Origin of the sequence: Flammeovirga sp. SJP92, assembly GCF_001583495.1 — a bacterium.
Taxonomy (GTDB): Bacteria; Bacteroidota; Bacteroidia; order Cytophagales; family Flammeovirgaceae; genus Flammeovirga.
This window is the reverse complement of the sequence record NZ_LQAQ01000042.1, coordinates 1-19,925: the sequence shown is the minus strand read 5'-3', so window position 1 is coordinate 19,925 and position 19,925 is coordinate 1. Positions and strand designations below refer to the sequence as shown.

Genomic DNA, 19,925 nt, shown 5'->3' with positions numbered 1-19,925 from the left:
ACTACTGTATGGTAAGATCAACCTTTATTTATCATCAATTATTAAAACATTTAATATTTCACTATAGTCACCTTCTTTTAAACATTGAGACATATCAAAACCATAATTCACAATATTATATTCAACCAAACTTATCTCATATTCAATAAATTTATATATACCTTGCTTGTTTCTTAACTTCTTATTTTTAGGTTTAATAGTATAAATAATTTGACCTTTTCTTTTCCTCTTGTTTGTGAATTTATCATTTCTTCTATGATGGTTTATATCGAAATATTTTTTATTATCAATCGTTTTAATTGACTTTTTTTCAGTAATATAAGTTACATATTTACCTCCTTCTTTTCGGAAAACCAATATTGGTTTTCTTAGCGTAACAACTCCCACTTCTTTCATATCAATATCCTCAATATCATAAAGCTGAGCGTAGGTATAATTTGAAAAAAACATGATAATTAAAATAAACCTCATTCTACTTTTTTTGTGTTCAATGAAATAAAAACTACCTAATTTAACTTAGTAATATCCTATACTGGATGCGGAGTGAATGAATTTTTCAATTCTTATTAATTAATATAAATTTTTGAATAGTATTGACTACTTCATCATCTTCATTATACATAATATGAGTATTCCAAGATGAATTTGATATCATAATAATTCCATATCTTTCTGAAAAAACTACTTTGACATTTCTGTCAATATTTTCAATTTTATCTGTTCTAAAAATTAAAATTTTCTCAGTAGAGTTATCTAAAAGCAAATTGATATCTTCTTCTAATACATATTTATTAATTTCATCTAAACTTTGAATTAACAGATAATTGCTATCATATGTTACAGTTAAAGTATCACTTTTATAATAGTATTTATAAATACCATTCTCTTTCATAAAGAGACATTTCTTCTCAATTTTAAATATTTCATTTGATTTGCTTATGTACTCTGTAACAACAATTTCATTTTCAATATTCAACAATAGAAATATTAAAACAAACAGATTTTTCATACTCTAATTCTTAAAACTATTTACGTTATCAATTAGGTCGCCACTCTAAATAGCTCCTTATGCTTTTATTAATTTTTCACTTTCTTTCATATTAATATGTTGCTGATGAGAAGGTTTCCAAATTACAAATAGTAAGTAAAAAATGGGCGCAGGTGCTCACCTTATAATGTGACACTCTTCACCCTTAGTAGGTACATCTCTTTCCCCTTTACATGTCGTGATCGCTTCCCTTATAAGGGTGAACACCTCACCTTTAGGAGAGTGACAATCTCAACCAGATAGAGATACATTAAATCCCCTATTGGTCTCAAAAAAACAACTTTCTATAATAAGAATAGATAAAGGTATGAATTTGCAATTTAAGACTATCGAGGAGGTATATTCATGTATGCAATTTTAGGATTTTCAATATTGTACCAAACTTTAAACTAGCATCAATCATATCACTATTATAATTAGGAGGTAGTCTTTGACTATAGTTACCCCACTAGTTCGGACTGTCTAAGTGGAAAAGATAATAATCTTTTTTTGAGAGATTCAGCTTCAAACCTTTTTAAACTTCATCTTATTATTTAGAAAGATAGTTTGCTTTGTTCCTATAGAAAATATTTTGTATAACCTTTAAAAATAATAGAATATTGTATTGCTTTTGGCTTTGAGAACCTATCTCCCTTCTTCTTCTTAAAGTTATAAAAAGGTTCTTGATTATCAACAGTGGGGAATATCAATCAGATGCCTCATTGATATAAAATGGTTCATAAAAAGAAAGTTTTATATAATACGGATGATTCCAGTTATATTTAAATTCATCAGGCATTATATCATACAAACTTCTTCTACCTTAAAGGGGGCATATAAAAAGATATAAAGGAGAAAAAAAAAAAAAGAAAAGAAACGTTTCGTTTTTGATAGTATCAGCGCCCTTTTTTGGTATCCAGAGAAATACACCCTTTGCCAAACGGAATGTACTCTTGTCCGAACGTGTCCTGAGGTGGCAGTTTTTTGTCCTAAATACCTCGATTCTGTCCGAATGTGTCTTAAAGGTAGTGTTTTTTGACTGAAAAGAGCTGTAAAGTAGGTTTACTGCTTCAAAACCTTCTCACTATAAACCCTCCCTTCTGCGTCTTCCAGTAAAACAATATAAACACCTGATGGAAGTGCTGAAATGTCCTTTTTATAGCTTGAGAGGCTGTTTATGGCTACTTTTTGTCCCTCATGGTTGTTGATAGAGATGAAACGGAAACCGTTCGGAATGGTGAATGTGGTGGATGTAGGATTGGGGAAGAGTGTAACCTTGCGGGCAGTGGATGTACTGGAAGTGATGTTGTCTCCTTCTAACTGGGAAAGTCTTGATTCTAGGGCTTCTATGCGATCTAGGAGTAAGTTTATGGAAGATCCGTCTTCTTTGACGCCTGTGTAAGTAAAGTACCCAGTAGGTTGTGGATAGTCCTTGCGGTAGTAATTTTCAAGAATAGTATCATCAGTATAAGTATATGTATATCTACTGCTAATAGCTTCAGTGCTAGTACGGTATTTCACTTCAGAAACTCTATTCAATTCATCATATACATAGTCTATATAGCCCCATACGTTTCCTAATGAGTCTTTTTCTGTTCTCCTTTCGTACTTAATATTTTTATTTTGAGCCTGTACACCAAAAGAGATAGTTAAAAAGAAGAGTAAGAGTCTTAGTTTCATTTTAAATTGCAGTTTGATTAAGTTTAATTAATTCAAAAAAAGCCCTCATTTAAGAAGGCTTTAACTTTCTCTTAAAGCTACCTATTTCAATACGCAAATCAAAGAATATGAATTTAGGTAGACAAATGGGTGGACATTTAGGTGGACAAATGGGTGGACAAATAAATAATTAGATGAATTTATCAAATGAAACCTTTCCAACAGCTAAGTACACTTTATATACTTTATCGCTTGGTAACCTGATGTCTTTATAAGAAGTATTTAGACTTTCCAGAATTACATTTCCTTCATCATCAATTTCTTTAAGAACTTTACACAAAACACCATCTTCAGTAACAAAAACATGAATTTGTCCAAACAATTGGTAACTAGCAAAATCATAATCCCTAACAATAATATAGTCTTTGTTAGAAATTGAAGGAAGCATACTGTCACCGTAAACTTGTATACCCATATCTCCCTCTTTTGCGAATTGGATTGGGATTATTTCTTCTATAAAGTCATTTGTTAAATCCAAGCCATGTCCTGCACTTGCTTTTGAACCATAAAATGGAACTAAAACCCCATTTGTTGCATCTAAGTGATTTTGATTATTAGTTAATAGCATGTTTCCCTCTCCGGTTAACACCCATCTCGAACTATAGTTCGGAAATTGTTGAATGATTTTTGAAATAATACTCGAACTTATATCCGAACTTTCTTTAATCGCTTTCCTAATCCTTGCTTCACTAACATCTATTAGCTTTGAGAAAGCATTGACACTTAAATTCTCTTTCTCTATTATAGTTTTTACTCGATTGATAATCAATTTGTTATGCTTTAGTTTGAGAAATAATCGAACTATAGTTTGTTTATTAGAACTAAAGTACGAATATTTGTGATGTAGATAATATATACACATTGTATATAATTCATGTAGATTTTAAATATACTATCATGACTGTTAAAAACAAAATCCCTTCTGGTAAGGAAAAAAAGCAAATCAATTTCAAGGTTGATGGAGACTTTTTGACGATCCTAGATCGAAAAGCAAAATCGCAGAAAATGAACCGTACAGATTATTTTAAGATGCTTGTTTATAATGATGAAAGAAAATCAGTAGACAAGAGACAAGAACAATTGCTGAATGAGCTTGAATAGCTTCGTATCAGAAGTAAAAGTTATTGATTCCGAAATATGGGTATCTTGGAACTTCGCAACTGATTTGTTAAGAGTTAGTTTAGGAGCTATTAAAAAAGGAGTTTTAAGACAACGCAAATCCAACTCCACCACATGGATCAACCGCAAAGACCCCACAGACAAGCGGAAAAACTTAGTCTTATTGACAAGCATCCCGAAGCGTTACAATCCACCGTCTGAAGATCAGGTTTGGGCTTTACTTCTCGACAAAGAAAGGCAAGCAAACAATCTCAAAAGAGACCGAAAACAAGACTATTTGGTCACAAAGATTTTGGATTTGCTTCCCGCACTATCAAAACGTGATAGTGATGTATTTGACAGTTATGTAATTGAACAACCAAGAGTTGATTTTGATACGGGCGAGTTGGTTTATGACACCAAAGGGAGTCTACCGGCGGATAAGCTCAAGGAGCTACAGGCACGATGCATGTTTTATAGTTTGCTTGTTTCAGATGACAAACTGATGCTTCGCAAACGCTTTGATGAAGAGTATCACAGACCTGCCGATTTTAGAACGTTGGTAGTGAAGGCATCCAAGCAATATGAACTGGCTTATGATGTAAAACTCAAGCTCTCCGATAATGACCAGGTACTTTTAAGAAATATCAAAAGATATGAGCAAGAAGGTGCAGGAATGTTCCTAAGTCAGTATGGCAATACCAACAGCTTGAAGTACGATGTGGATGATGATCAAATGATTATCAAACTGATGTCAGACCCACGAAAACCAACGGTAAAAGATGCTTGTGCTACCTTTAACCGCATCAGAGTTCAAAAAGGTAAAGAAGAAGTGAAAATTAGGTCTTTCAGAGACAGAGTGAACCTGCCTTCTATACAATACTTCTGGTATGCTATTCATCATGGTTTTTCGGCTTGGCAAAACAAGTTTGAGCACACCAATATCACCTTCAAACCTTCTGTAAGAAATGCCCTTTGGGTAGCGGATGGCACCAAGGTCAATTATTACTACCGTGAGGGAGGTAAAACAAAAGCAAGACTGGACGTGTACGTTATTCTTGATGCTCACTCAGAGAGAATACTTGGTTACTCTTTCAGTACCAATGGTGAGAATGCTTATGTGATCCGTGAAGCCTTATCAAAGTCAATTGCAAGTACCGGAAACACGCTCCCTTATCAGTTGCTTTATGATGGTGATTCAGCCAACAAATTAGCCTTCCAAGGAGCAAGTGAAGTAATGGTTGCTTTTAATGCCAAGGCACGCAATCCTAAGTCAAAAATCATAGAAAGTGTATTTGGCAGAATGCAACGTTATATCATGTCCCGTCATATCAATTTTACAGGGCAAAATGTATTAGCAAAATCAGATCGTTCCCGTTTAAATGTCGACAAGCTGGAGAAATATCAGAAAACCTTCGGAACACTGGCAGAAGCCATGTCTCAGTTTGAGGAAGATATGAGAATATGGAACGCACTGAAACAGGGAGTGGATGATAAATCACCAAATGAACGCTACAATGACAGCCCTGATTATGTTGATTTCCGTTGGTTAGGCGAAAAAGAAAATATGCATCTATTCTGGGAATATAAGGTGAATGACAGGATGCGTAAACAGGGTAAACTGCCATCATTCAAAGAAGCATCTGATATTACTTTCTATAATCATGGCATTGCACTCACATTTGGTAAGAAAACGTTCAATTACGAGGTACTGGATACTGAAGGGGAAATTGATCAGAGGTTCCTTCAGAAGTATACAGGTTTAAAATTCAAAGTGAAATACAACGTCAACGATTTAGATAAAAAACGAATAGCTCTTTTCAATGAAAATCAGAAATTTATTGCATGGGCTACCTCTACCAAAATGACCAAAAGGGCAATTTACGATTTTGAGGAAGGTGATAAAGACTTAATCGAACGCCGACTTAAAACCCGAAGGGAACAACGTAAAGAAGTTATGGACAAACAGGAGGATCTAAATTACAGGTACGATGGGCATCAGGTAGCTTGGAATTGCATGAGCAAAGAAGAGCAATCACTTGCTGAATCGGATTATTTAGAAGAATTGGCCAGCACCCCCTCTGAGGGGAGTATAAGGGAAGGGGAAAATCAAAAAGTACATTACGATTTTGATGAGGATGAAATGGAAGTGTATGAAGAAGAAGAAACACTTTTGGAGGAAGATACCGCCCCTACTGAAGCCGATAAGATGTATGAGTATTTTAGAAACCTAGAAAACGACGAAGACAATGACAGCGACATGGACACTTGAGCAGAAACAAGAGCTCACAAAGGAACTTAAAGAATTTCAAGCTAAGACAGGTTTGCATTGGAAGTACTTGCAGAAAGCAACAAAAGCAGGACTTCACTTGAATCATATCAAAGATGGCAAGTACGAAATCAATACAGGTAAACCTGAACCTTCAAAGATCAATGATTCAAAGTTTACATTGATTAAACAGTATTTGGATGGCGATTGCGTGATTGAAAACAAAGCTTACAAAGAGGCAGTCAACTGTTTTAACATCGCAAGACACAACAGCTCCTTTCTTGTGCTGAATGGAAAAACGGGAGCAGGCAAAACCTTTGCTTCAGAAAAATACAACAAGCACGGCAAGAAAGGAATACAGCATACTTTTCTGATCACTTGTAACGGTACATTGACACAAAAGGAGTTTGTAGGGTTGTTTGTGAAAGAACTGGGGCTTACGCAAATGGACACCAAGACCGACAAGCGTATTCCTGCAAAAGGCACAACGTACAAGCTCACTAAAATGGTGATTGATAAGTTGATCCAGTTGGATGCAAATCCTCTTCTGATTATCGATGAGGCCGAAAACCTTTCACTGAAAAACTACAAGACCATCAAAACACTTACGGATGAGTTGAAAGGTGTATGCGGTATTGTACTGATCGGTGCTCCCCGTAGTGGTGTTAGCTATTACAACTGGCTGAAGATGAAGCATGATAATGAGAAGATGTTTTTCCCTCAGATATTCTCCCGTTTTGGGTCAAATGAATTCAATATGGAAATCATGCCAGAGGATTACAAAACAACAGAGAGCTTCCTAAAAGCAAGAGATACTGATTATTTAAACAGTATTAAACAGGCTTTAAAGCACTTTGATATTTCGGAAACGAAGACAGACAAACAGCTTCTAGCCTTCTACAACAATAAGTTTAGAGGAGATATGAGAAGAACGATTGACTACATAAAAGACCTGCGATTAAAACAGCAGATCAATAAATAACTCAAGAATTAACTTATCCCCCCACTACATAAAAATGACTAAGAAAAAAAAAGAGGTGAGCTTTCACGAACTGGTGAACTCCTTCAAGTTGTATCAATCCGAAATAGAAAGAACTAGGGATGAACAAAAGAAAGTACTTGACATGATCATAGAGCAAGTGAGAAAGAATCCAACCTTGGCACCGCAAGGAGAGCTGGAGTTGATCAAAGGTTTAAAGCTCTACTGCAATTCAAAAGGTGTAGTCACCTTAACGCCCAATTCGGCGAGTGTTTCAGTAGATGATATGTTAAACGAACTCGGTGTAAGAAAAGAAAAATAACAATGAAAGAAATTACGGTATATCCACGTAAAGGTGTTCAAGTAGGCATTTACGTTCACGAAGAATTAGACAATTTTTTTATCACTAACTCCGAGTTAGGAAAAGCACTGGGTTTTAGACCAGGGAAAGAGGCAAAGGATAAGATCAAGACGTATAAGAACAATTATTTGCACCTGTTGGAAAGGTACAAACATTGGGATTATATCAAAGTAAAAACTAACGGGGGGATGCAGACCACCACTGCATTTACAAGAACAGGAGTGGTAGTGTTGTGCAGTAAAATCAACTCAGAAGAAGCATTTGAAGTGCGCGACTGGGCAGAAAACTATAACCGCAAGAACTATTTTAGAGATCACCGGAACGATTCTAAGATCTCTAATATTATTAACGAAATATTCATCACATGCATTGAAGGGGGTATTGAGGGAGAACATCAAAAAAAGCTAACAGCGCTTATAAAAGAGCTTCGAGAAAACACCTTGACCTAATGTGTAAGTCTGATGAGTAATGTGAAATTAGTAAACTTTATAAAGCAATGACGGGAACAGGAATCCTAAACACGTATTGTCCAAGACAGACGGCTTATTTCTTCAATGGGGAAAATTTTCAAAAGGTAGAAGTTAATGGTTTATACTATGACTACGATACCGAAAGAATAGTATACAGTGTACTCCCCTTGGAATTTGAAGGAGCCAGTGCCGGGACAATGACTTGTAAGGAAGTCGATTTATTTTCAGAAGAAAGGTATAAGGCATTCAAAGAAGCCTTTGCCCTGATGGAAGCAAACAACCAACTAAAGCCCAACATCGATAACGCGATGAACTAAAGTTGATTGAAAATTTTGTTACTGTGTGTAGCGTAGTCAGTCTACGCTCACACTCAAAAATCTATTAAAAATGACGCAGGAAGAAGAAAAATTATTAGAAGAACTACAGGCGAAAAAGCAAAAAGAAGTTAGTTCTAAAAGGATGTCTTATGAAGCCCTAAAACAAGATCTACTTGAAGAATGGGTTGCGAAATTCAAGGCAAAACAGAAAGAACTTATCGCTTTAAAAACTGAAGCATTTAAGGACATTACAGCTTTTATTGATGTAATGGAAGAATATGGTGAAGTAAAAAAAGGGCAAAAGAATTGTTCTCTTATTGGCTCTAAACACAAGATTGAGTTTAAAATGAATCTTGTAAAAGAATACGATGAACGTGCAGAACTTGGAGCTGAGAAGGTAAGGGACTGGATTAGGAGTGAGTTTTCTGATGAAGGGCAATCGGGTTTCATTGTTGATCTTTTAGATAAAAATAACAATGGAAAGTTTGATTATCAGAAAATTCAAAAGATTGCAAACCATGCACAATTGAATAATGATAAAGTGCTTATGGAAGCTGTTGAATTATTTAATGAAGCATATACCGAAAGGTATGCAAGATTCTATTTCTATGTGAGAGAAAAGAATAAATATGGAGGCTATGATAATATCACTCTTGATTTTGCAAGCCTTCCAGTTCCAGAGGAAGTTTTAGAAAAGGGTGACTAAGGGAGTCTAACTATGGCAAAGAAAAATCCTTATGCTCACTTCTTCTTTTTGTTAGGCTTTTTAGGTTGGAGAGATCAGGAGAAAACAATTCTCCTATCTTTTTCCAATCAAAGAACTGACTCCATCAGAGGGTTGACAAAAGATGAATTTAAAGCACTTACAGTGTGCTTGGAGCAAGAAAAAAACAAATTAAAGCCTAAACATGACAGAAAGCTGAAAATAGTTTATGCTTTAATGGGAGAGCTAGGTTATACCTATACAGACCGCAAAGGAGCTTCAAGGTTAGATTATAAAAAGTTTGACCAGTTCCTACTCCAGTACGGGGTTTACAAAAAGAAACTATACAGTTACAACCTCAAAGAACTTGATGAGTTGATCTTTCAATTAAGAGCCCGAAATGAAAAAAATTAAACTTGAAGTAAATCAAGTGTTTTGGTTTCAATCATTTATTAAAAATGTTGTTCAATCAAAAATGTGCTATGGTTTAGGTGTCTTGGAAAGGTCTATTCTAAAAGATTTAATGCTAAACCCCTCATTAAATAAGTGCTCGTTTAAATCGAACTCCTTCAAACTTAAAGAGCATGAAGCTATTGCATTTCGAAGAGCTATATATGAATACTTTCATGCTAAAGAAGGCGTACCCATAGATTATGAATTTAATAACGAGTTGAGGAATTGGAATAATCAAATCGTAATACAATTATAATGAAAGCAATACAACCCCAAAGAGGTTACCGCAAAATTGTCGGTCCTGACTTCAAAAGAGACACTTCTGTAAGTTCTTGGTGTATGGTATCAGAGATGCACCGCTTTTATAAACCTTCTTTCCCATCTGGTAGACAACAGGACGTTCTGTTGGAAAGATTGAACAGTGCTTCTTACGGAAGATTAAACGATGCTTACAAGCTGTTTAAAAACGGAAGTCCTCAGCAAGCATTGAAAATTATCAGTCCACCTTTAGCGAGAAGTTATGAAGAAAGGAAGAAAGTTTGAATTCAAATCCCGCAAGAAAGGTGTAATAGGTAGAGTCGTTATTGGATATAGAGAAACGGGCGAATTACAGACAATGGAGGTCACATTGAAGAGCAAAGGAAAGTATTTACAAGAGGAAGCAATGGAAATGTTGTTTAATGCTTTACCTAAGACACTTAAAAAAGTTGAAGCCTGTCAGTACTTCCAAGTCAAGGAGCTTTCACCAGACAAAGCACTCAACACACGCACCTTTAACTATATCTCAGACTGGACAAGGATTTATCTGGAGATGATAGGCATCAAGTACAAAATGTCAAAGAAAGAAGCTGGTATGCTGATGCTCGTAGAGACAACCGACGATGAAATAAAGATGTATCTCGAATCTTCAGAGTGGAATATGCAAGGTAAAACAGTAACTGAATTTTGCCGACCCGAAATTCAGAACACTTTAAAACGCCTTGTGGCCCAGTTGAAAAACGGCACCAAAGAACCTGCGATCGTTCCTGATGCTCAATTAGAGTCAAACCTAGAAGGAAAAGCACTACAAGAGTACTGGCGTAAACTCAGAAATGCAGGGTATAGATTGGATAAGTCGGGAGGAAAAAGAAACTGGGTAAAAGGTGCTCCAGAGAACAAAGCTCCCCCGAAACAACCCCAAGCCTCCGGGGAGCAGGAGGAAAAGGTACAACAGCAAATGAATGTTTTAGCAAATAAATTTAGAACGGTATGAAAATTTTTCAGAAGGTTGTTCAAGAATCCATCAAACGGTGTGAAAAGGCTATCCAAAAAATCAATGATGAGTTAAATGCAGATTACCTCTCTATGAAACTAGAAGCAACTCAAGAGATAATTGATCTTTTGCAAGCACCAACTCCTAAAACTTTGAAGAAGTTAAAAGAGCGGGATGATAAAATTTTTGATTTAAGAAGTAAGCAGGATCTATATGAAAGGAAGTTTCATCTTCAACACAAAAATTATGATAAGCTCTTAGATAAGAAATACAATTTAGAAAGAGAGTTGGATGGCTATAGAAGTATACAGTTTTACAACCCATTGCTGTCATGACACTAGAACAAAAAGAAATCGCAAGAATAGACAAGAGATTAGAACGAGCCAATTGGTTTGTTCAGATCTCGACTTCAAAAGGCAGACAAAAAGAGCTGAAATCAGAGATTGCATTTTTGAAGCGTCAAAGAAAGCTCTTTTTAAGTCAACTTGATTATTACAGAACTAATCCCTCTTAAATCATGAAAAAAAAGAAAATAAGAATTTATGGCTCTTCTACTGGAGAGTTGATTTTCAAAACTCCTGCTGGGAGTAGAAAAGTACAGGACATTGTGAAAGAAGGTACAATTGAGTTTAACAGCGAAGAGCTAAGTTGTACTATAATGTGTACCACCAAAAAAGTCGATAACAATAAAACAAAATGGTACATCACCCATAATCTCAAAAGGGGAAATAAAGAGCTGAAGGAATGGAAAGTAAAACAAGGAACGTTTAGCCCTTATTCTGAAAGAGTAGACTTGGAGATTGGAGCTGATGTAGATGTGGTTTTTAATTGATAGATATAAAGTTCAATAATGGTAAAAAAGGTTACCTTCTTATGAGAGGTAACCTTTTTTAATTTACTTATATTCCAAATATTAACCTTAAAATAACTTGAACCAATATATTAACAGTGAAATTCTTGTTACTATTAACATTTGCACGTTTTTTACTATCATATGTAACTGCACTATTGAAAGAGGGATAATTTATACTTTTAGACTTGTTATTCTTCCAATGCATAGCTATTAAATTATAGCTATTATTGATACCATTGACAGCTTTTTTCGTAATATTACCTTGAAGACCTTTAGGGTAAATATGATCGACTTCCCATCCAAAAGCAGTTGTTTTTCCATATGAGTATCTATATATAGCTGCACCACATTGATCTTGTCTCCACAAGAATGGGTCTTTCTTACCTAAAGGTTTGAGTTTGTTCCAAGCTATATCTTGTTGTTGTTTATTCATTTTTAATTGATTTGTTAATGTTAACTTAAGGCTATCTACGGTAGTAATAAATAAAAGTTGATTTTAAGATTAAGTATTATAATAAAGTATTAATTATCAAGGCATTAATTTTGTCAACAAATAACGACCTACTCTACTACAGAAAAGAAATGATTATAATTGAGGTGATACTTCATTTTAAAGTGAGTTTTCTGTATAATTTTATACATTTATTTAAATAAAAAACTTGAATATGTAATTATTAATACCTTTTTTTGTATAAAATTATACAGATATGAATGAAAAGGAACAAGAGCGTTTATTAGAACAAGCATACAATGTTTTATTTGATAGTGCACCTAAAGGATTAATTGGAAGAATAAGGGATTATTGTGAAGAGTTCTCTATTTCTGAAGAACGGTTTTGTGTAATACTAGGTATTACTAGACCTACTTTGAGAAGAATTTTGGAGAATGATGCTCAAAAAATTGATATTTTTCTAGTTATTAAGCTTAGCAAAGTACTTAATATTAGTACTCAACAAATCCTTCAAGAATATATTGATGGCTTAGATATTGTAAAGAATAATGAAATAATTCAAGCAGAAAAAAGAAGTTTTGTTGCTTCAAACTTTGATTTGAAGGAGTTAAAAAAACTTGGGCTAATTGAACAAACTAAAGATTTAGATAAAATAATTCTGAGATTAGAGGAGTTTTTTAAAATTGATTCCATCTTATCAATTAAAGATTATGAGTCTATTTTATTCAGTAAAGCAAAACTATCTCCAAGTGAAACTAGTTTTAAAATTTGGAAGCTATGTGCACTGAAACAAGCAAAATTTTTAAGTAACCCTAATCCTTTTGACCCTCAAAAAGTACAAGCTATTTTACCAAATATAAAAAAATGTATTGCAAATCCTGAAAAAGGACTTCTAGCAGCTTGTGTGGCTTTATGGCAATTAGGAATAACTGTAATTATTCAAGAGTATCAGCCTAAATCAACTGTGAGAGGTGCTACATTTGTCCGTGATAATAAACCTTATATCGTTCTTACTAATTTTCAAAAAAGGTATGATACGATATGGTTTACTTTATTTCATGAACTATATCATTCATTATATGATTTTGATACTTTTTTATCAACACCATATCATATTACAGACCCATCTCAACCTGATATTCTATTTATGGAAGAAAGAGCAGACAATTGGGCATCTGAACAAATCCTTTCTGATAAACTCTATCAAACAGCTAAAACAAGAATTAATAGAAAAGATTTTATAGAGAAATTAGCATTCCGTCTAAGTATTCATCCTTCTATCATTTATGGAAGACATCTACATTTTAATAGTAAAGATTATAAAAAGTTTAACCTTAAAAATAATTATCTGATACCTTCAGATATAGCAGTAAAAAATCTTAAAGTACATTCTCTAGGAATGAAATATGACATAGAGAAAGTTGTAGAACCTTTAAAGCAAGTATATAACCAATATTAAACAATGGAAAAAGATAAGAATTTTGAAAATAAGTTAGCTGAAGTAAACAGCTTGATAGATACAATAATTAATGATGGTATGATTCCATTCCCAAGTTCAGTAGATGTAGAACTTACAGATGAGGAATTAATCAAGTCTATTGATCAAGAGTTGGAGAATGAAGTGACTGAACTTCCTGCTTTTTCAGATCAGAAGAAGAGCTATTATTATTTCTATAAAGTACAAAGGTTAATTAGCAAATTACCTATTGAAGACAAAGAAATCTCTGAAAATATTAGAGAACTCAAAAACTATTATTTAAGAGAAGGTTTAGAAAAAATAAAAGGCAAGAAAATTGGAGGTGATGCAAGGTTTGCTCCCACTCACAGGCATTATAAAGTATTAGATACTTTATACAAATGGCTTAAAGATTATGGTCATCCTGATTATTTTGAACTAATGCTATCATTTAAACAATTAAGCATTGAAGAAGGATATATAAATGAGGATGATTTTTATGTAATCTAATTAAAAAGGCTACTTACATTATTTTATGTAAGTAGCCTTTTTGTTTAAATGGTGTCGTCTTTAACTTTTAAAGTACCATCTTCTATAATGTACTTATTAAGTTTTATATTATTTTCGACTGTAATAAGGCTTGGTTCAAGTGCTCCAGCTATACAATCTCCAAATATTGCATCGTATGCATTCTCATCAATTTTCAGATACTCACAAATTTGATCACAGATATCACCACGTTCATCGGCTATTTCTCCCATTTTTCAAGGTTTTAAATGGTTGGTAAATATTTACTATTAATTACACGTTAACAATTGACTTTCAGAGAGAAAAAAAGTAAGACTACTTGCACCCTGCAAGTAGCCTTATTTTTTACACCTTAAAAGCTGTTCCTTTGGAATTAGTCTTTTTCGAAGAATACGCCGAATGCTTTCCTCTCCAACATAAAACTCATTGACCAATTGAAGGAGAACATCATCATGCCGAAGTCGTTTTTTGTTGTACAGCTCATCAAAGCGTTCTTGGAGGGCGTGGTACCTCAGTTCACTGTTAATTTTTCTGGTTGATAATGCCGTCATAGTGTAAAATTACGCAATAAAATAATACACGATTGGGGTTATTCAATTAAAAATTCTATTGCTCCTACCTTTCCATTAATATTTAAATCTTCAATTTCTGTATCCACATACCCTTCTAAAAGATGAGTGGAATTGTCTGTCACTTCTGCGGTGTAGGTGATATTATGAATATGTAGACCTACTGGGCTTGGATCATCACCGCTTTGTGTTCTACGCAGTGGACTTACCTCATTTGTGGATAACCCTTGCAGGCTTGCATGTACCACTTTGTGATAATTCAGCACTTCTTCCGCTTGTAATATAGAAGAGCTATTGAGTGCAATACTAGCAGAAGTAGGCATTACAATCTTCAGGTCTACCGTGGCTGTTCCTATTTGAGTATTGCCCGGCTTGTTTCTCCATGTGGCATTGTAGGTATAGAAAAGTGCCGGCATTGGGAATATCTCAAAATCCTGTGGACTGAGGTATTGCCCTTTGTCATAGTCGATGTGTTTTACGGGTGGAAGATCCAACTGTTTAAACAGGTCTTCACGCTCCTTTAAACGTGCTTTAATAGCGTTGTAAATCTCAAGCATTACTTTATTATTTTTAGAATTCTAGCATTCAGTTTTCTTTCCAGTCGTTTTCCTAAATAAGCGCTGTCGCCAATAAACTGACGTTTCGGAATGTTCATATTTAGCGTTCTGGAATATTGTTTTACCTTTTGAGGAAGGAAGCTCACCGTTTTTCCGTTTCTTAAAGCTCGTTGGTGTTTTCGTCTTGTGTGGGCTTTTACGGTCTGCTTTACTTTTCCTCTAAATCCCTCATTGTGCACTTGGGCGTAAGGTATATTGGCACTGCCTATAATCACGTGACTTCTGTCTTTGTGCAGTACTTTGATGCTTCTTTTCAGTGCTCCTGACTGTACCAATATCGCTTTCCCTTTGTGTTTTCCTTTTGGATCTTTGCGGGGCTTCCACGGCTCGGTATGTGTGTCAATCCAATTCTGAGCACGAAAACGCTCCTTGAAAAAAGCTTTCCCTTCCGTTCCGGCTATGGTAGGGAACTGCCGATGTAGTTTTGACAGTTCCTCCATTTCCTTTGTTAATTTCCTAAGATCATCCATAACCCCTTACATAATTATTAAGTGCTCTTACAAACATCTCCTCCATCATATCCAACATGTCATTGACTTGACTGTCATCTCCATTTTCTTGATGTACGGTAATTTGCTCCGCACCCTTGAAATTGGCATTGACTGTGATATTGTGGGAAGCTTTCGCCTTGTCTGCTATAGTATCAGGATTGGAAGCAGAACCGCCACTAATAGAAGTGTTGTCATAATGCGATATTAAATCATTGACATTCTTTTTCCCTTGGGTTACTTTCTCCACTGTTGGGTTTCGCAATGCTTTTTGTCTTTTGACATAATCATCAGACAATACATCTTTCAATCCTGTTTTCAGTTCTGCATAACCGCTTTTCGCTTTTGAAAATTCTCCTCTAATACCATAATTGATTACATCCAATGATTTTTTTGCTAACCCCGTCAGTCCTTCCAGTCGGATGGCGATACCATCAAATATCTCTTTAATCTTACTGGTGATGGAGTCTGACTCATCTAGACCGAAAAGTTTGTGCAGTATTGATTTTGTTCCGGATACCTCATAGACCCAGTTCACAAATTGGAAGAGCATTTTCCTCGCGAAATTAAAAAGATTGATAAACCCAGTAACCGCAGAAACCACTATCCTTATGATTTCCAATATTCCATTAAAAAGGAATTTCAACTTATTGAATACCGTTTGCAGTAATATTCCTGCCACCGCTATATCATATTGAAAAAAGGTATTGAGTGCAGAAACTAAAGGAGCGAACATTTCTTTTACATAAGCAATGCCTCTTCCAATGCCGTCATAAAACAAGATCTTTGCCTTGAGCCAAGCTACTTGGAATACATTTGAAAGCTTATTGAAATCACCCGAAAAAGCCTGTATTTTCATTGAAAGCTCTTTTTCCAACCCTAAGCGTTCTTTTTGCTTTTGGATAAAAGGATCTTGCAAATTGATCATCTTTTTCATGCTGAACTCAGCAGTAGCTAAAGAGGTGAGGAATTTTTCCCCTGCATCTTCCCCCGGTGATCCAAAAATATTAGCAATTGCAGATTGTCTGGTTTGTCCGGAAGATTCTCCCAGTTTTTGACTGACCATCTTTATTGCATCAATCGTTGATAAGGCTCCCGTTTTTAGTCCTTTTTGAATCTCGTCAGCATTCAACCCCAATGCACTTAAAGACTCCTGAGTTGCTTTGGGCATTTCTTTCAATCTTAAGTTCGCTTCTTTGATCGAATCAATTGCTTTGTCTTGATAGACGCCATCTTTGAAGGCTTTTGCTACTAATCCCGCCATTTGATCGGCATTCATACCTACAGCTTTCATTTGTGTAGAATACTCTCGAAACTGATCAAGGTCAATCACTCCATTGGTAGCGATCAAAGCATTTTCGACTATTCCCATTGACTCCTTTGCCGAAATGCCAAACTCTTTACTCATGGCATTAGCGGAGTTGATCAGCTCCCTTCTATCCACATTAAAGACTTTGGTGAGTGCCTGCGAATCGGCAGTTGCTTCTTTCAGTGCATTGCCAGTCAGTCCCATTGTAGTGCTGATGTCCGTCTGAACTGTTTTCGTTTCCTTACTCAAGTTCATAAGGTGTCCTGTCAATTTCACTACGCCGACAATCATGCCGGCGACTGCCACGGCTCCTGCAACATACGGATTGGAGAGCAGTTCCAAAGCCCGACCTACTCCGGGAATCTCTGAGGAAATTGCCGAAAACATCTCCATGTTTTTTGCTTTAAAACTGCCAATCTTCCTATTCAAGCCGTCAACGGTCTTATTGACCTTATTTTTGGCTTTGGTTATTCCTTTAGAAAGCCGGTCTTTCAGATCAAGGATAACCTGTATTTTTCGTTTTGACATTTTATAAATTATTGAAATTGTGTATCTTTGTTATGCAGGGTTGACTTGTCAACGTAGTGCGCGTCTGGCTGGTGACGACCAACGCACGAGATACGCTTTGGATAACCGCCTTAGAAAGTAATACCCCTGTTAAAATCACCAAGGGCTTCATTTTGAAGCCTTTTTTATTTTATCGGAATTCCCACTCTGAAATCCTCCAAACTCTTTTTCCCTTGATTTGGATACCAAGTTCTGATAAAGTATTCACCGCTCGAGGAAATTTCTGTTTCTACAATCATCACTCTATCGTTATAAAACTTCACGTACCTGTTGTTCATCGGTCTGCCTTGGTTCAAATTGTAAAGCCATACCTCGTCTGGATTATTCAATACTTCTTCGACCAAGTGAAATAACTGATGTCTCAATTGCGGAGTTTTAATATATTTCCCTTTCGTGTGTCGCTTGAAGTCTTTTGCAGTTAGCTTTAGAAGTCTGCCGTTGTAGTCCCTGAAGGGCATCCCTTTGAGTACTGTGTCTTCTAAAAACAGATCCGCAATATCTTCTTCATTGATACCTTGGTCAAAAGGAAGAGTGTTCTTGGAAGCCTTCATTAGGTCTTCCACCTTCTTACGGTCAAAGGTCTTGGCATTCAATTCATTGATAGAATCGCCAATTTCCCAATTCTTGATATAAAGCTGATTTTGAGTGAAAACTTCTTTCTGATCTGCGAAATTGACGGCAAACCCTTGTTTTTTCATTTTGTCGTAATCTTCCCCTAAAAGAGCAATGACATCACTTCCATTACTGATTTCCGGAGGAATACCGTCCGTAAAGTCCTCTATCTCACAACGGCATCCATGACCATTGGGTCCTATAAACTTTCTCCAAGAAGTTTCATCCTTTTTGAATACCAATCCATCGAGCAGGCGGTGTTTGTCTCTTACTCTGCTATCACCTACGGTGGTATACTTTGCATAAGGATAAGCGGACTTTGTTTCATTGTCCATCATTTCAAAGTAAGAGGAAGCGTTTTGACCTACGGCTATTGTTTTGCCGTATTCGACTCTCAGATAGTTTTTGTTGTACCTTGAAAGGAGCTTTTTCGCTTCGTAGCGGAAATCTTCATAAGGCGTCACCTTTCCGTCTTCCTGTACTAATAAGTTGTTCAGTTCTATTAATGCAGAATTGCTTTTCGCAAAGCTGAAATGAAATAGGTTTGTTTCCATTGCCATCACCGCTTTATGGTCTGGAGCATTATAGACGTTGTGTACTTTTTGAAGCCTGTCGTTCCATTCAGATAAAAGTACCTGGTATAATTCCTTTGCGGTAGCCACTCCCAATTGGTAAGCGTGTTTGTCGGTCATTGAGAGTTCTTTTCCCTTTTTGTAGGCTTTTAGAATGTCAGCTGTGGCTTTTTTGATTTCCTCGGACTCTGAAAACTCACTATTATGCAATCCACTGCAACATCCCTGTTTAGGATAATCAGGAAGGTTTAATTGCATCTTAATAGGTGTGTAAACCGCTTTTAAATCCTTGTTCGGGAGTAATGCTTTTGACTCATTACTCCCCTTGGGAAAATTTACCTGTGCTTCTTTTTCTCCCTCAATAGGGATATTGAAATTCGTACTTAACCAATCTGTAGGGATTTTATGTGTACGCAACAGCTCCTTTGTGATTTCCCATTGCTTTTCCTTGGTTAGTGCCTGCGTGTTGTCCCAATCGAACTCTGATCCTTCCGGTAAAATACCGTGTGTGATCAAAAGTGGGATTAACTTGTAGTTGACCACTTCTTTAATAAAAAGTCCATCGGAATTTCTTAAACGCTCCTGCATACGTTCATGTACTTCTGACTGACTTTTACTTGAACCGTCATCGGAAAGCATGGTCACGGAGTTGATGGCTTTTGATATTTCAGAGTTGGATCTTTGTATCATCATATCAAAAACCTTGTAAGCGTCAGGTTGAGCACTCCCTTCGATTTTCACCTCTGTACCAACTGGGAAAACACCATAAGCTGCGCTACCCATTTCCTTCAGCATCATTTCCACCTGATCAATCTCTTTTTGATTTTTTGAATTGGTGGTGGCATGACGAAAAGGAATACCAAAAATATCCGTGTATTCTGCCCAAGCCTGCATCGCATTGCGTTTCCAAATCACATAAGGAGCCACTTTGTTCAAGATACCTAAATGATAAGGAGATAATATTTCGATCACATAAGGCTTATAGCTGATTTCATCATAATTGATCCATTTGCTTTTATCTTCGTTGAGATAGACTTTTTTCTTTCTTGTGTCGACATTTTCACGGGGGATCAATAAAAAGTCACTGATTACTTTCTCGTCAATCTCGCTAACTTCAGTCAAAGTGTTTCCTTTGAATAGTGACTCCAATGCGATTTTGAAGAAGCGTCTTATAGCAGGCTGATTGAATAGCTTTGTCGCTTCTTCATCTTTTTCACCGTTCCGGGTGATAAAGTATTTTCTTAGTAGATTCTTC

General features: G+C 35.7%; 26 protein-coding genes. 15 read left to right on the top strand and 11 right to left on the bottom strand.

The features are described from left to right. Positions 1–24: 24 nt before the first annotated feature. The 4 genes from AVL50_RS10350 to AVL50_RS10335 all read right to left on the bottom strand — a co-directional run bounded on the left by AVL50_RS10350 (position 25) and on the right by AVL50_RS10335 (position 3,515). Entirely contained in the window at positions 25–471 is a 447-nt protein-coding gene (locus AVL50_RS10350; protein ID WP_062616430.1) for a hypothetical protein, read from the bottom strand. An 85-nt stretch (positions 472–556) separates the two neighbouring features. Then, a complete protein-coding gene (locus tag AVL50_RS10345) occupies positions 557–1,009 on the bottom strand; it encodes a hypothetical protein (RefSeq protein ID WP_157491256.1) in 453 nt (150 codons plus the stop codon). A 1,080-nt stretch (positions 1,010–2,089) separates the two neighbouring features. Continuing rightward, complete coding sequence (locus AVL50_RS10340) at positions 2,090–2,707, bottom strand: T9SS type A sorting domain-containing protein (protein WP_062616428.1); 618 nt, start codon at positions 2,705–2,707, stop codon at positions 2,090–2,092. A gap of 169 nt (positions 2,708–2,876) precedes the next feature. Beyond that, entirely contained in the window at positions 2,877–3,515 is a 639-nt protein-coding gene (locus AVL50_RS10335) for a S24 family peptidase (protein ID WP_172826808.1), read from the bottom strand. Positions 3,516–3,643: 128 nt separating this feature from the next. On the opposite strand from AVL50_RS10335, the gene AVL50_RS10330 reads away from it, so the two are divergent. From AVL50_RS10330 to AVL50_RS10265, 13 genes are all read left to right on the top strand, one after another. Continuing rightward, positions 3,644–3,847: a hypothetical protein gene (locus AVL50_RS10330; RefSeq protein WP_062616426.1), complete on the top strand. Its 204-nt coding sequence runs from the start codon at positions 3,644–3,646 to the stop codon at positions 3,845–3,847. Further along, entirely contained in the window at positions 3,834–6,116 is a 2,283-nt protein-coding gene (locus AVL50_RS10325; RefSeq protein WP_062616425.1) for a hypothetical protein, read from the top strand. The genes AVL50_RS10330 and AVL50_RS10325 overlap by 14 nt, the downstream gene beginning before the upstream one ends. Then, complete coding sequence (locus tag AVL50_RS10320) at positions 6,094–7,095, top strand: ATP-binding protein (protein WP_062616424.1); 1,002 nt, start codon at positions 6,094–6,096, stop codon at positions 7,093–7,095. The genes AVL50_RS10325 and AVL50_RS10320 overlap by 23 nt, the downstream gene beginning before the upstream one ends. A gap of 34 nt (positions 7,096–7,129) precedes the next feature. Beyond that, positions 7,130–7,414, top strand: coding sequence for a hypothetical protein (locus AVL50_RS10315; RefSeq protein WP_062616423.1), 285 nt, complete (start codon positions 7,130–7,132; stop codon positions 7,412–7,414). Positions 7,415–7,416: 2 nt separating this feature from the next. After that, positions 7,417–7,902 (top strand): hypothetical protein, encoded by a 486-nt coding sequence (locus tag AVL50_RS10310; RefSeq protein ID WP_062616422.1) that lies wholly within the window; start codon positions 7,417–7,419, stop codon positions 7,900–7,902. 47 nt (positions 7,903–7,949) lie between these two features. Beyond that, entirely contained in the window at positions 7,950–8,240 is a 291-nt protein-coding gene (locus tag AVL50_RS10305; protein ID WP_062616421.1) for a hypothetical protein, read from the top strand. A 70-nt stretch (positions 8,241–8,310) separates the two neighbouring features. Next, positions 8,311–8,946 carry a DUF3164 family protein gene (locus AVL50_RS10300; RefSeq protein WP_062616420.1) on the top strand — a complete coding sequence of 212 codons (636 nt, stop codon included), beginning with the start codon at positions 8,311–8,313 and terminating at the stop codon, positions 8,944–8,946. A 12-nt stretch (positions 8,947–8,958) separates the two neighbouring features. Next, entirely contained in the window at positions 8,959–9,357 is a 399-nt protein-coding gene (locus tag AVL50_RS10295) for a hypothetical protein (RefSeq protein WP_062616419.1), read from the top strand. Between the two features lie 294 nt (positions 9,358–9,651). Further along, on the top strand, positions 9,652–9,939 hold the full coding sequence (locus AVL50_RS10285) for a hypothetical protein (protein ID WP_062616417.1): 288 nt from the start codon (positions 9,652–9,654) through the stop codon (positions 9,937–9,939). Further along, positions 9,917–10,648 (top strand): hypothetical protein, encoded by a 732-nt coding sequence (locus tag AVL50_RS10280; protein WP_062616416.1) that lies wholly within the window; start codon positions 9,917–9,919, stop codon positions 10,646–10,648. The genes AVL50_RS10285 and AVL50_RS10280 overlap by 23 nt, the downstream gene beginning before the upstream one ends. Continuing rightward, positions 10,645–10,983, top strand: coding sequence for a hypothetical protein (locus tag AVL50_RS10275; RefSeq protein ID WP_062616415.1), 339 nt, complete (start codon positions 10,645–10,647; stop codon positions 10,981–10,983). The genes AVL50_RS10280 and AVL50_RS10275 overlap by 4 nt, the downstream gene beginning before the upstream one ends. Continuing rightward, complete coding sequence (locus tag AVL50_RS10270) at positions 10,980–11,162, top strand: hypothetical protein (RefSeq protein ID WP_062616414.1); 183 nt, start codon at positions 10,980–10,982, stop codon at positions 11,160–11,162. Before AVL50_RS10275 ends, AVL50_RS10270 begins: the two co-directional genes overlap by 4 nt. 3 nt (positions 11,163–11,165) lie before the next feature. Next, positions 11,166–11,480 carry a hypothetical protein gene (locus tag AVL50_RS10265; protein WP_062616413.1) on the top strand — a complete coding sequence of 105 codons (315 nt, stop codon included), beginning with the start codon at positions 11,166–11,168 and terminating at the stop codon, positions 11,478–11,480. A gap of 67 nt (positions 11,481–11,547) precedes the next feature. Here the strand turns inward: AVL50_RS10265 and AVL50_RS10260 are convergent, their stop codons facing one another. Next, positions 11,548–11,934: a hypothetical protein gene (locus AVL50_RS10260; RefSeq protein ID WP_062616412.1), complete on the bottom strand. Its 387-nt coding sequence runs from the start codon at positions 11,932–11,934 to the stop codon at positions 11,548–11,550. Positions 11,935–12,208: 274 nt separating this feature from the next. Between AVL50_RS10260 and AVL50_RS10255 the strand changes: the two genes are divergently transcribed. Together AVL50_RS10255 and AVL50_RS10250 are read left to right on the top strand one after the other, a co-directional pair. Beyond that, positions 12,209–13,411 carry an ImmA/IrrE family metallo-endopeptidase gene (locus AVL50_RS10255; protein WP_062616411.1) on the top strand — a complete coding sequence of 401 codons (1,203 nt, stop codon included), beginning with the start codon at positions 12,209–12,211 and terminating at the stop codon, positions 13,409–13,411. 3 nt (positions 13,412–13,414) lie between these two features. Then, positions 13,415–13,918 (top strand): hypothetical protein, encoded by a 504-nt coding sequence (locus AVL50_RS10250; protein ID WP_062616410.1) that lies wholly within the window; start codon positions 13,415–13,417, stop codon positions 13,916–13,918. A gap of 44 nt (positions 13,919–13,962) precedes the next feature. Here the strand turns inward: AVL50_RS10250 and AVL50_RS10245 are convergent, their stop codons facing one another. From AVL50_RS10245 to AVL50_RS10225, 6 genes are all read right to left on the bottom strand, one after another. After that, entirely contained in the window at positions 13,963–14,169 is a 207-nt protein-coding gene (locus AVL50_RS10245; protein WP_062616409.1) for a hypothetical protein, read from the bottom strand. 105 nt (positions 14,170–14,274) lie between these two features. Continuing rightward, entirely contained in the window at positions 14,275–14,487 is a 213-nt protein-coding gene (locus tag AVL50_RS32945; protein WP_157491255.1) for a hypothetical protein, read from the bottom strand. Positions 14,488–14,525: 38 nt separating this feature from the next. After that, positions 14,526–15,062, bottom strand: coding sequence for a hypothetical protein (locus AVL50_RS10240; protein WP_062616408.1), 537 nt, complete (start codon positions 15,060–15,062; stop codon positions 14,526–14,528). Then, a complete protein-coding gene (locus tag AVL50_RS10235) occupies positions 15,062–15,562 on the bottom strand; it encodes a phage virion morphogenesis protein (protein ID WP_172826807.1) in 501 nt (166 codons plus the stop codon). The genes AVL50_RS10240 and AVL50_RS10235 overlap by 1 nt, the downstream gene beginning before the upstream one ends. A gap of 22 nt (positions 15,563–15,584) precedes the next feature. Then, the gene (locus tag AVL50_RS10230) at positions 15,585–17,447 is read right to left on the bottom strand and encodes a phage tail tape measure protein (RefSeq protein WP_062616406.1); all 1,863 of its coding nucleotides are present in this window, start codon (positions 17,445–17,447) and stop codon (positions 15,585–15,587) included. A gap of 164 nt (positions 17,448–17,611) precedes the next feature. Further along, positions 17,612–19,925: DUF935 family protein (locus AVL50_RS10225; RefSeq protein ID WP_062616405.1), on the bottom strand; the 2,314-nt coding region annotated here is incomplete at its 5' end.

Coding starts and splice junctions, on each gene's coding strand:
- AVL50_RS10320 (WP_062616424.1), top strand. CDS start 6,094: ATGACAGCGACATGGACACTTGAGCAGAAACAAGAGCTCACAAAGGAA.
- AVL50_RS10305 (WP_062616421.1), top strand. CDS start 7,950: ATGACGGGAACAGGAATCCTAAACACGTATTGTCCAAGACAGACGGCT.
- AVL50_RS10350 (WP_062616430.1), bottom strand. CDS start 471: ATGAGGTTTATTTTAATTATCATGTTTTTTTCAAATTATACCTACGCT.
- AVL50_RS10275 (WP_062616415.1), top strand. CDS start 10,645: ATGAAAATTTTTCAGAAGGTTGTTCAAGAATCCATCAAACGGTGTGAA.
- AVL50_RS10340 (WP_062616428.1), bottom strand. CDS start 2,707: ATGAAACTAAGACTCTTACTCTTCTTTTTAACTATCTCTTTTGGTGTA.
- AVL50_RS10250 (WP_062616410.1), top strand. CDS start 13,415: ATGGAAAAAGATAAGAATTTTGAAAATAAGTTAGCTGAAGTAAACAGC.
- AVL50_RS10235 (WP_172826807.1), bottom strand. CDS start 15,562: ATGGAGGAACTGTCAAAACTACATCGGCAGTTCCCTACCATAGCCGGA.
- AVL50_RS10240 (WP_062616408.1), bottom strand. CDS start 15,062: ATGCTTGAGATTTACAACGCTATTAAAGCACGTTTAAAGGAGCGTGAA.
- AVL50_RS32945 (WP_157491255.1), bottom strand. CDS start 14,487: ATGACGGCATTATCAACCAGAAAAATTAACAGTGAACTGAGGTACCAC.
- AVL50_RS10330 (WP_062616426.1), top strand. CDS start 3,644: ATGACTGTTAAAAACAAAATCCCTTCTGGTAAGGAAAAAAAGCAAATC.
- AVL50_RS10270 (WP_062616414.1), top strand. CDS start 10,980: ATGACACTAGAACAAAAAGAAATCGCAAGAATAGACAAGAGATTAGAA.
- AVL50_RS10295 (WP_062616419.1), top strand. CDS start 8,959: ATGGCAAAGAAAAATCCTTATGCTCACTTCTTCTTTTTGTTAGGCTTT.
- AVL50_RS10345 (WP_157491256.1), bottom strand. CDS start 1,009: ATGAAAAATCTGTTTGTTTTAATATTTCTATTGTTGAATATTGAAAAT.
- AVL50_RS10310 (WP_062616422.1), top strand. CDS start 7,417: ATGAAAGAAATTACGGTATATCCACGTAAAGGTGTTCAAGTAGGCATT.
- AVL50_RS10245 (WP_062616409.1), bottom strand. CDS start 14,169: ATGGGAGAAATAGCCGATGAACGTGGTGATATCTGTGATCAAATTTGT.
- AVL50_RS10300 (WP_062616420.1), top strand. CDS start 8,311: ATGACGCAGGAAGAAGAAAAATTATTAGAAGAACTACAGGCGAAAAAG.
- AVL50_RS10285 (WP_062616417.1), top strand. CDS start 9,652: ATGAAAGCAATACAACCCCAAAGAGGTTACCGCAAAATTGTCGGTCCT.
- AVL50_RS10315 (WP_062616423.1), top strand. CDS start 7,130: ATGACTAAGAAAAAAAAAGAGGTGAGCTTTCACGAACTGGTGAACTCC.
- AVL50_RS10230 (WP_062616406.1), bottom strand. CDS start 17,447: ATGTCAAAACGAAAAATACAGGTTATCCTTGATCTGAAAGACCGGCTT.
- AVL50_RS10280 (WP_062616416.1), top strand. CDS start 9,917: ATGAAGAAAGGAAGAAAGTTTGAATTCAAATCCCGCAAGAAAGGTGTA.
- AVL50_RS10255 (WP_062616411.1), top strand. CDS start 12,209: ATGAATGAAAAGGAACAAGAGCGTTTATTAGAACAAGCATACAATGTT.
- AVL50_RS10265 (WP_062616413.1), top strand. CDS start 11,166: ATGAAAAAAAAGAAAATAAGAATTTATGGCTCTTCTACTGGAGAGTTG.
- AVL50_RS10260 (WP_062616412.1), bottom strand. CDS start 11,934: ATGAATAAACAACAACAAGATATAGCTTGGAACAAACTCAAACCTTTA.
- AVL50_RS10325 (WP_062616425.1), top strand. CDS start 3,834: ATGAGCTTGAATAGCTTCGTATCAGAAGTAAAAGTTATTGATTCCGAA.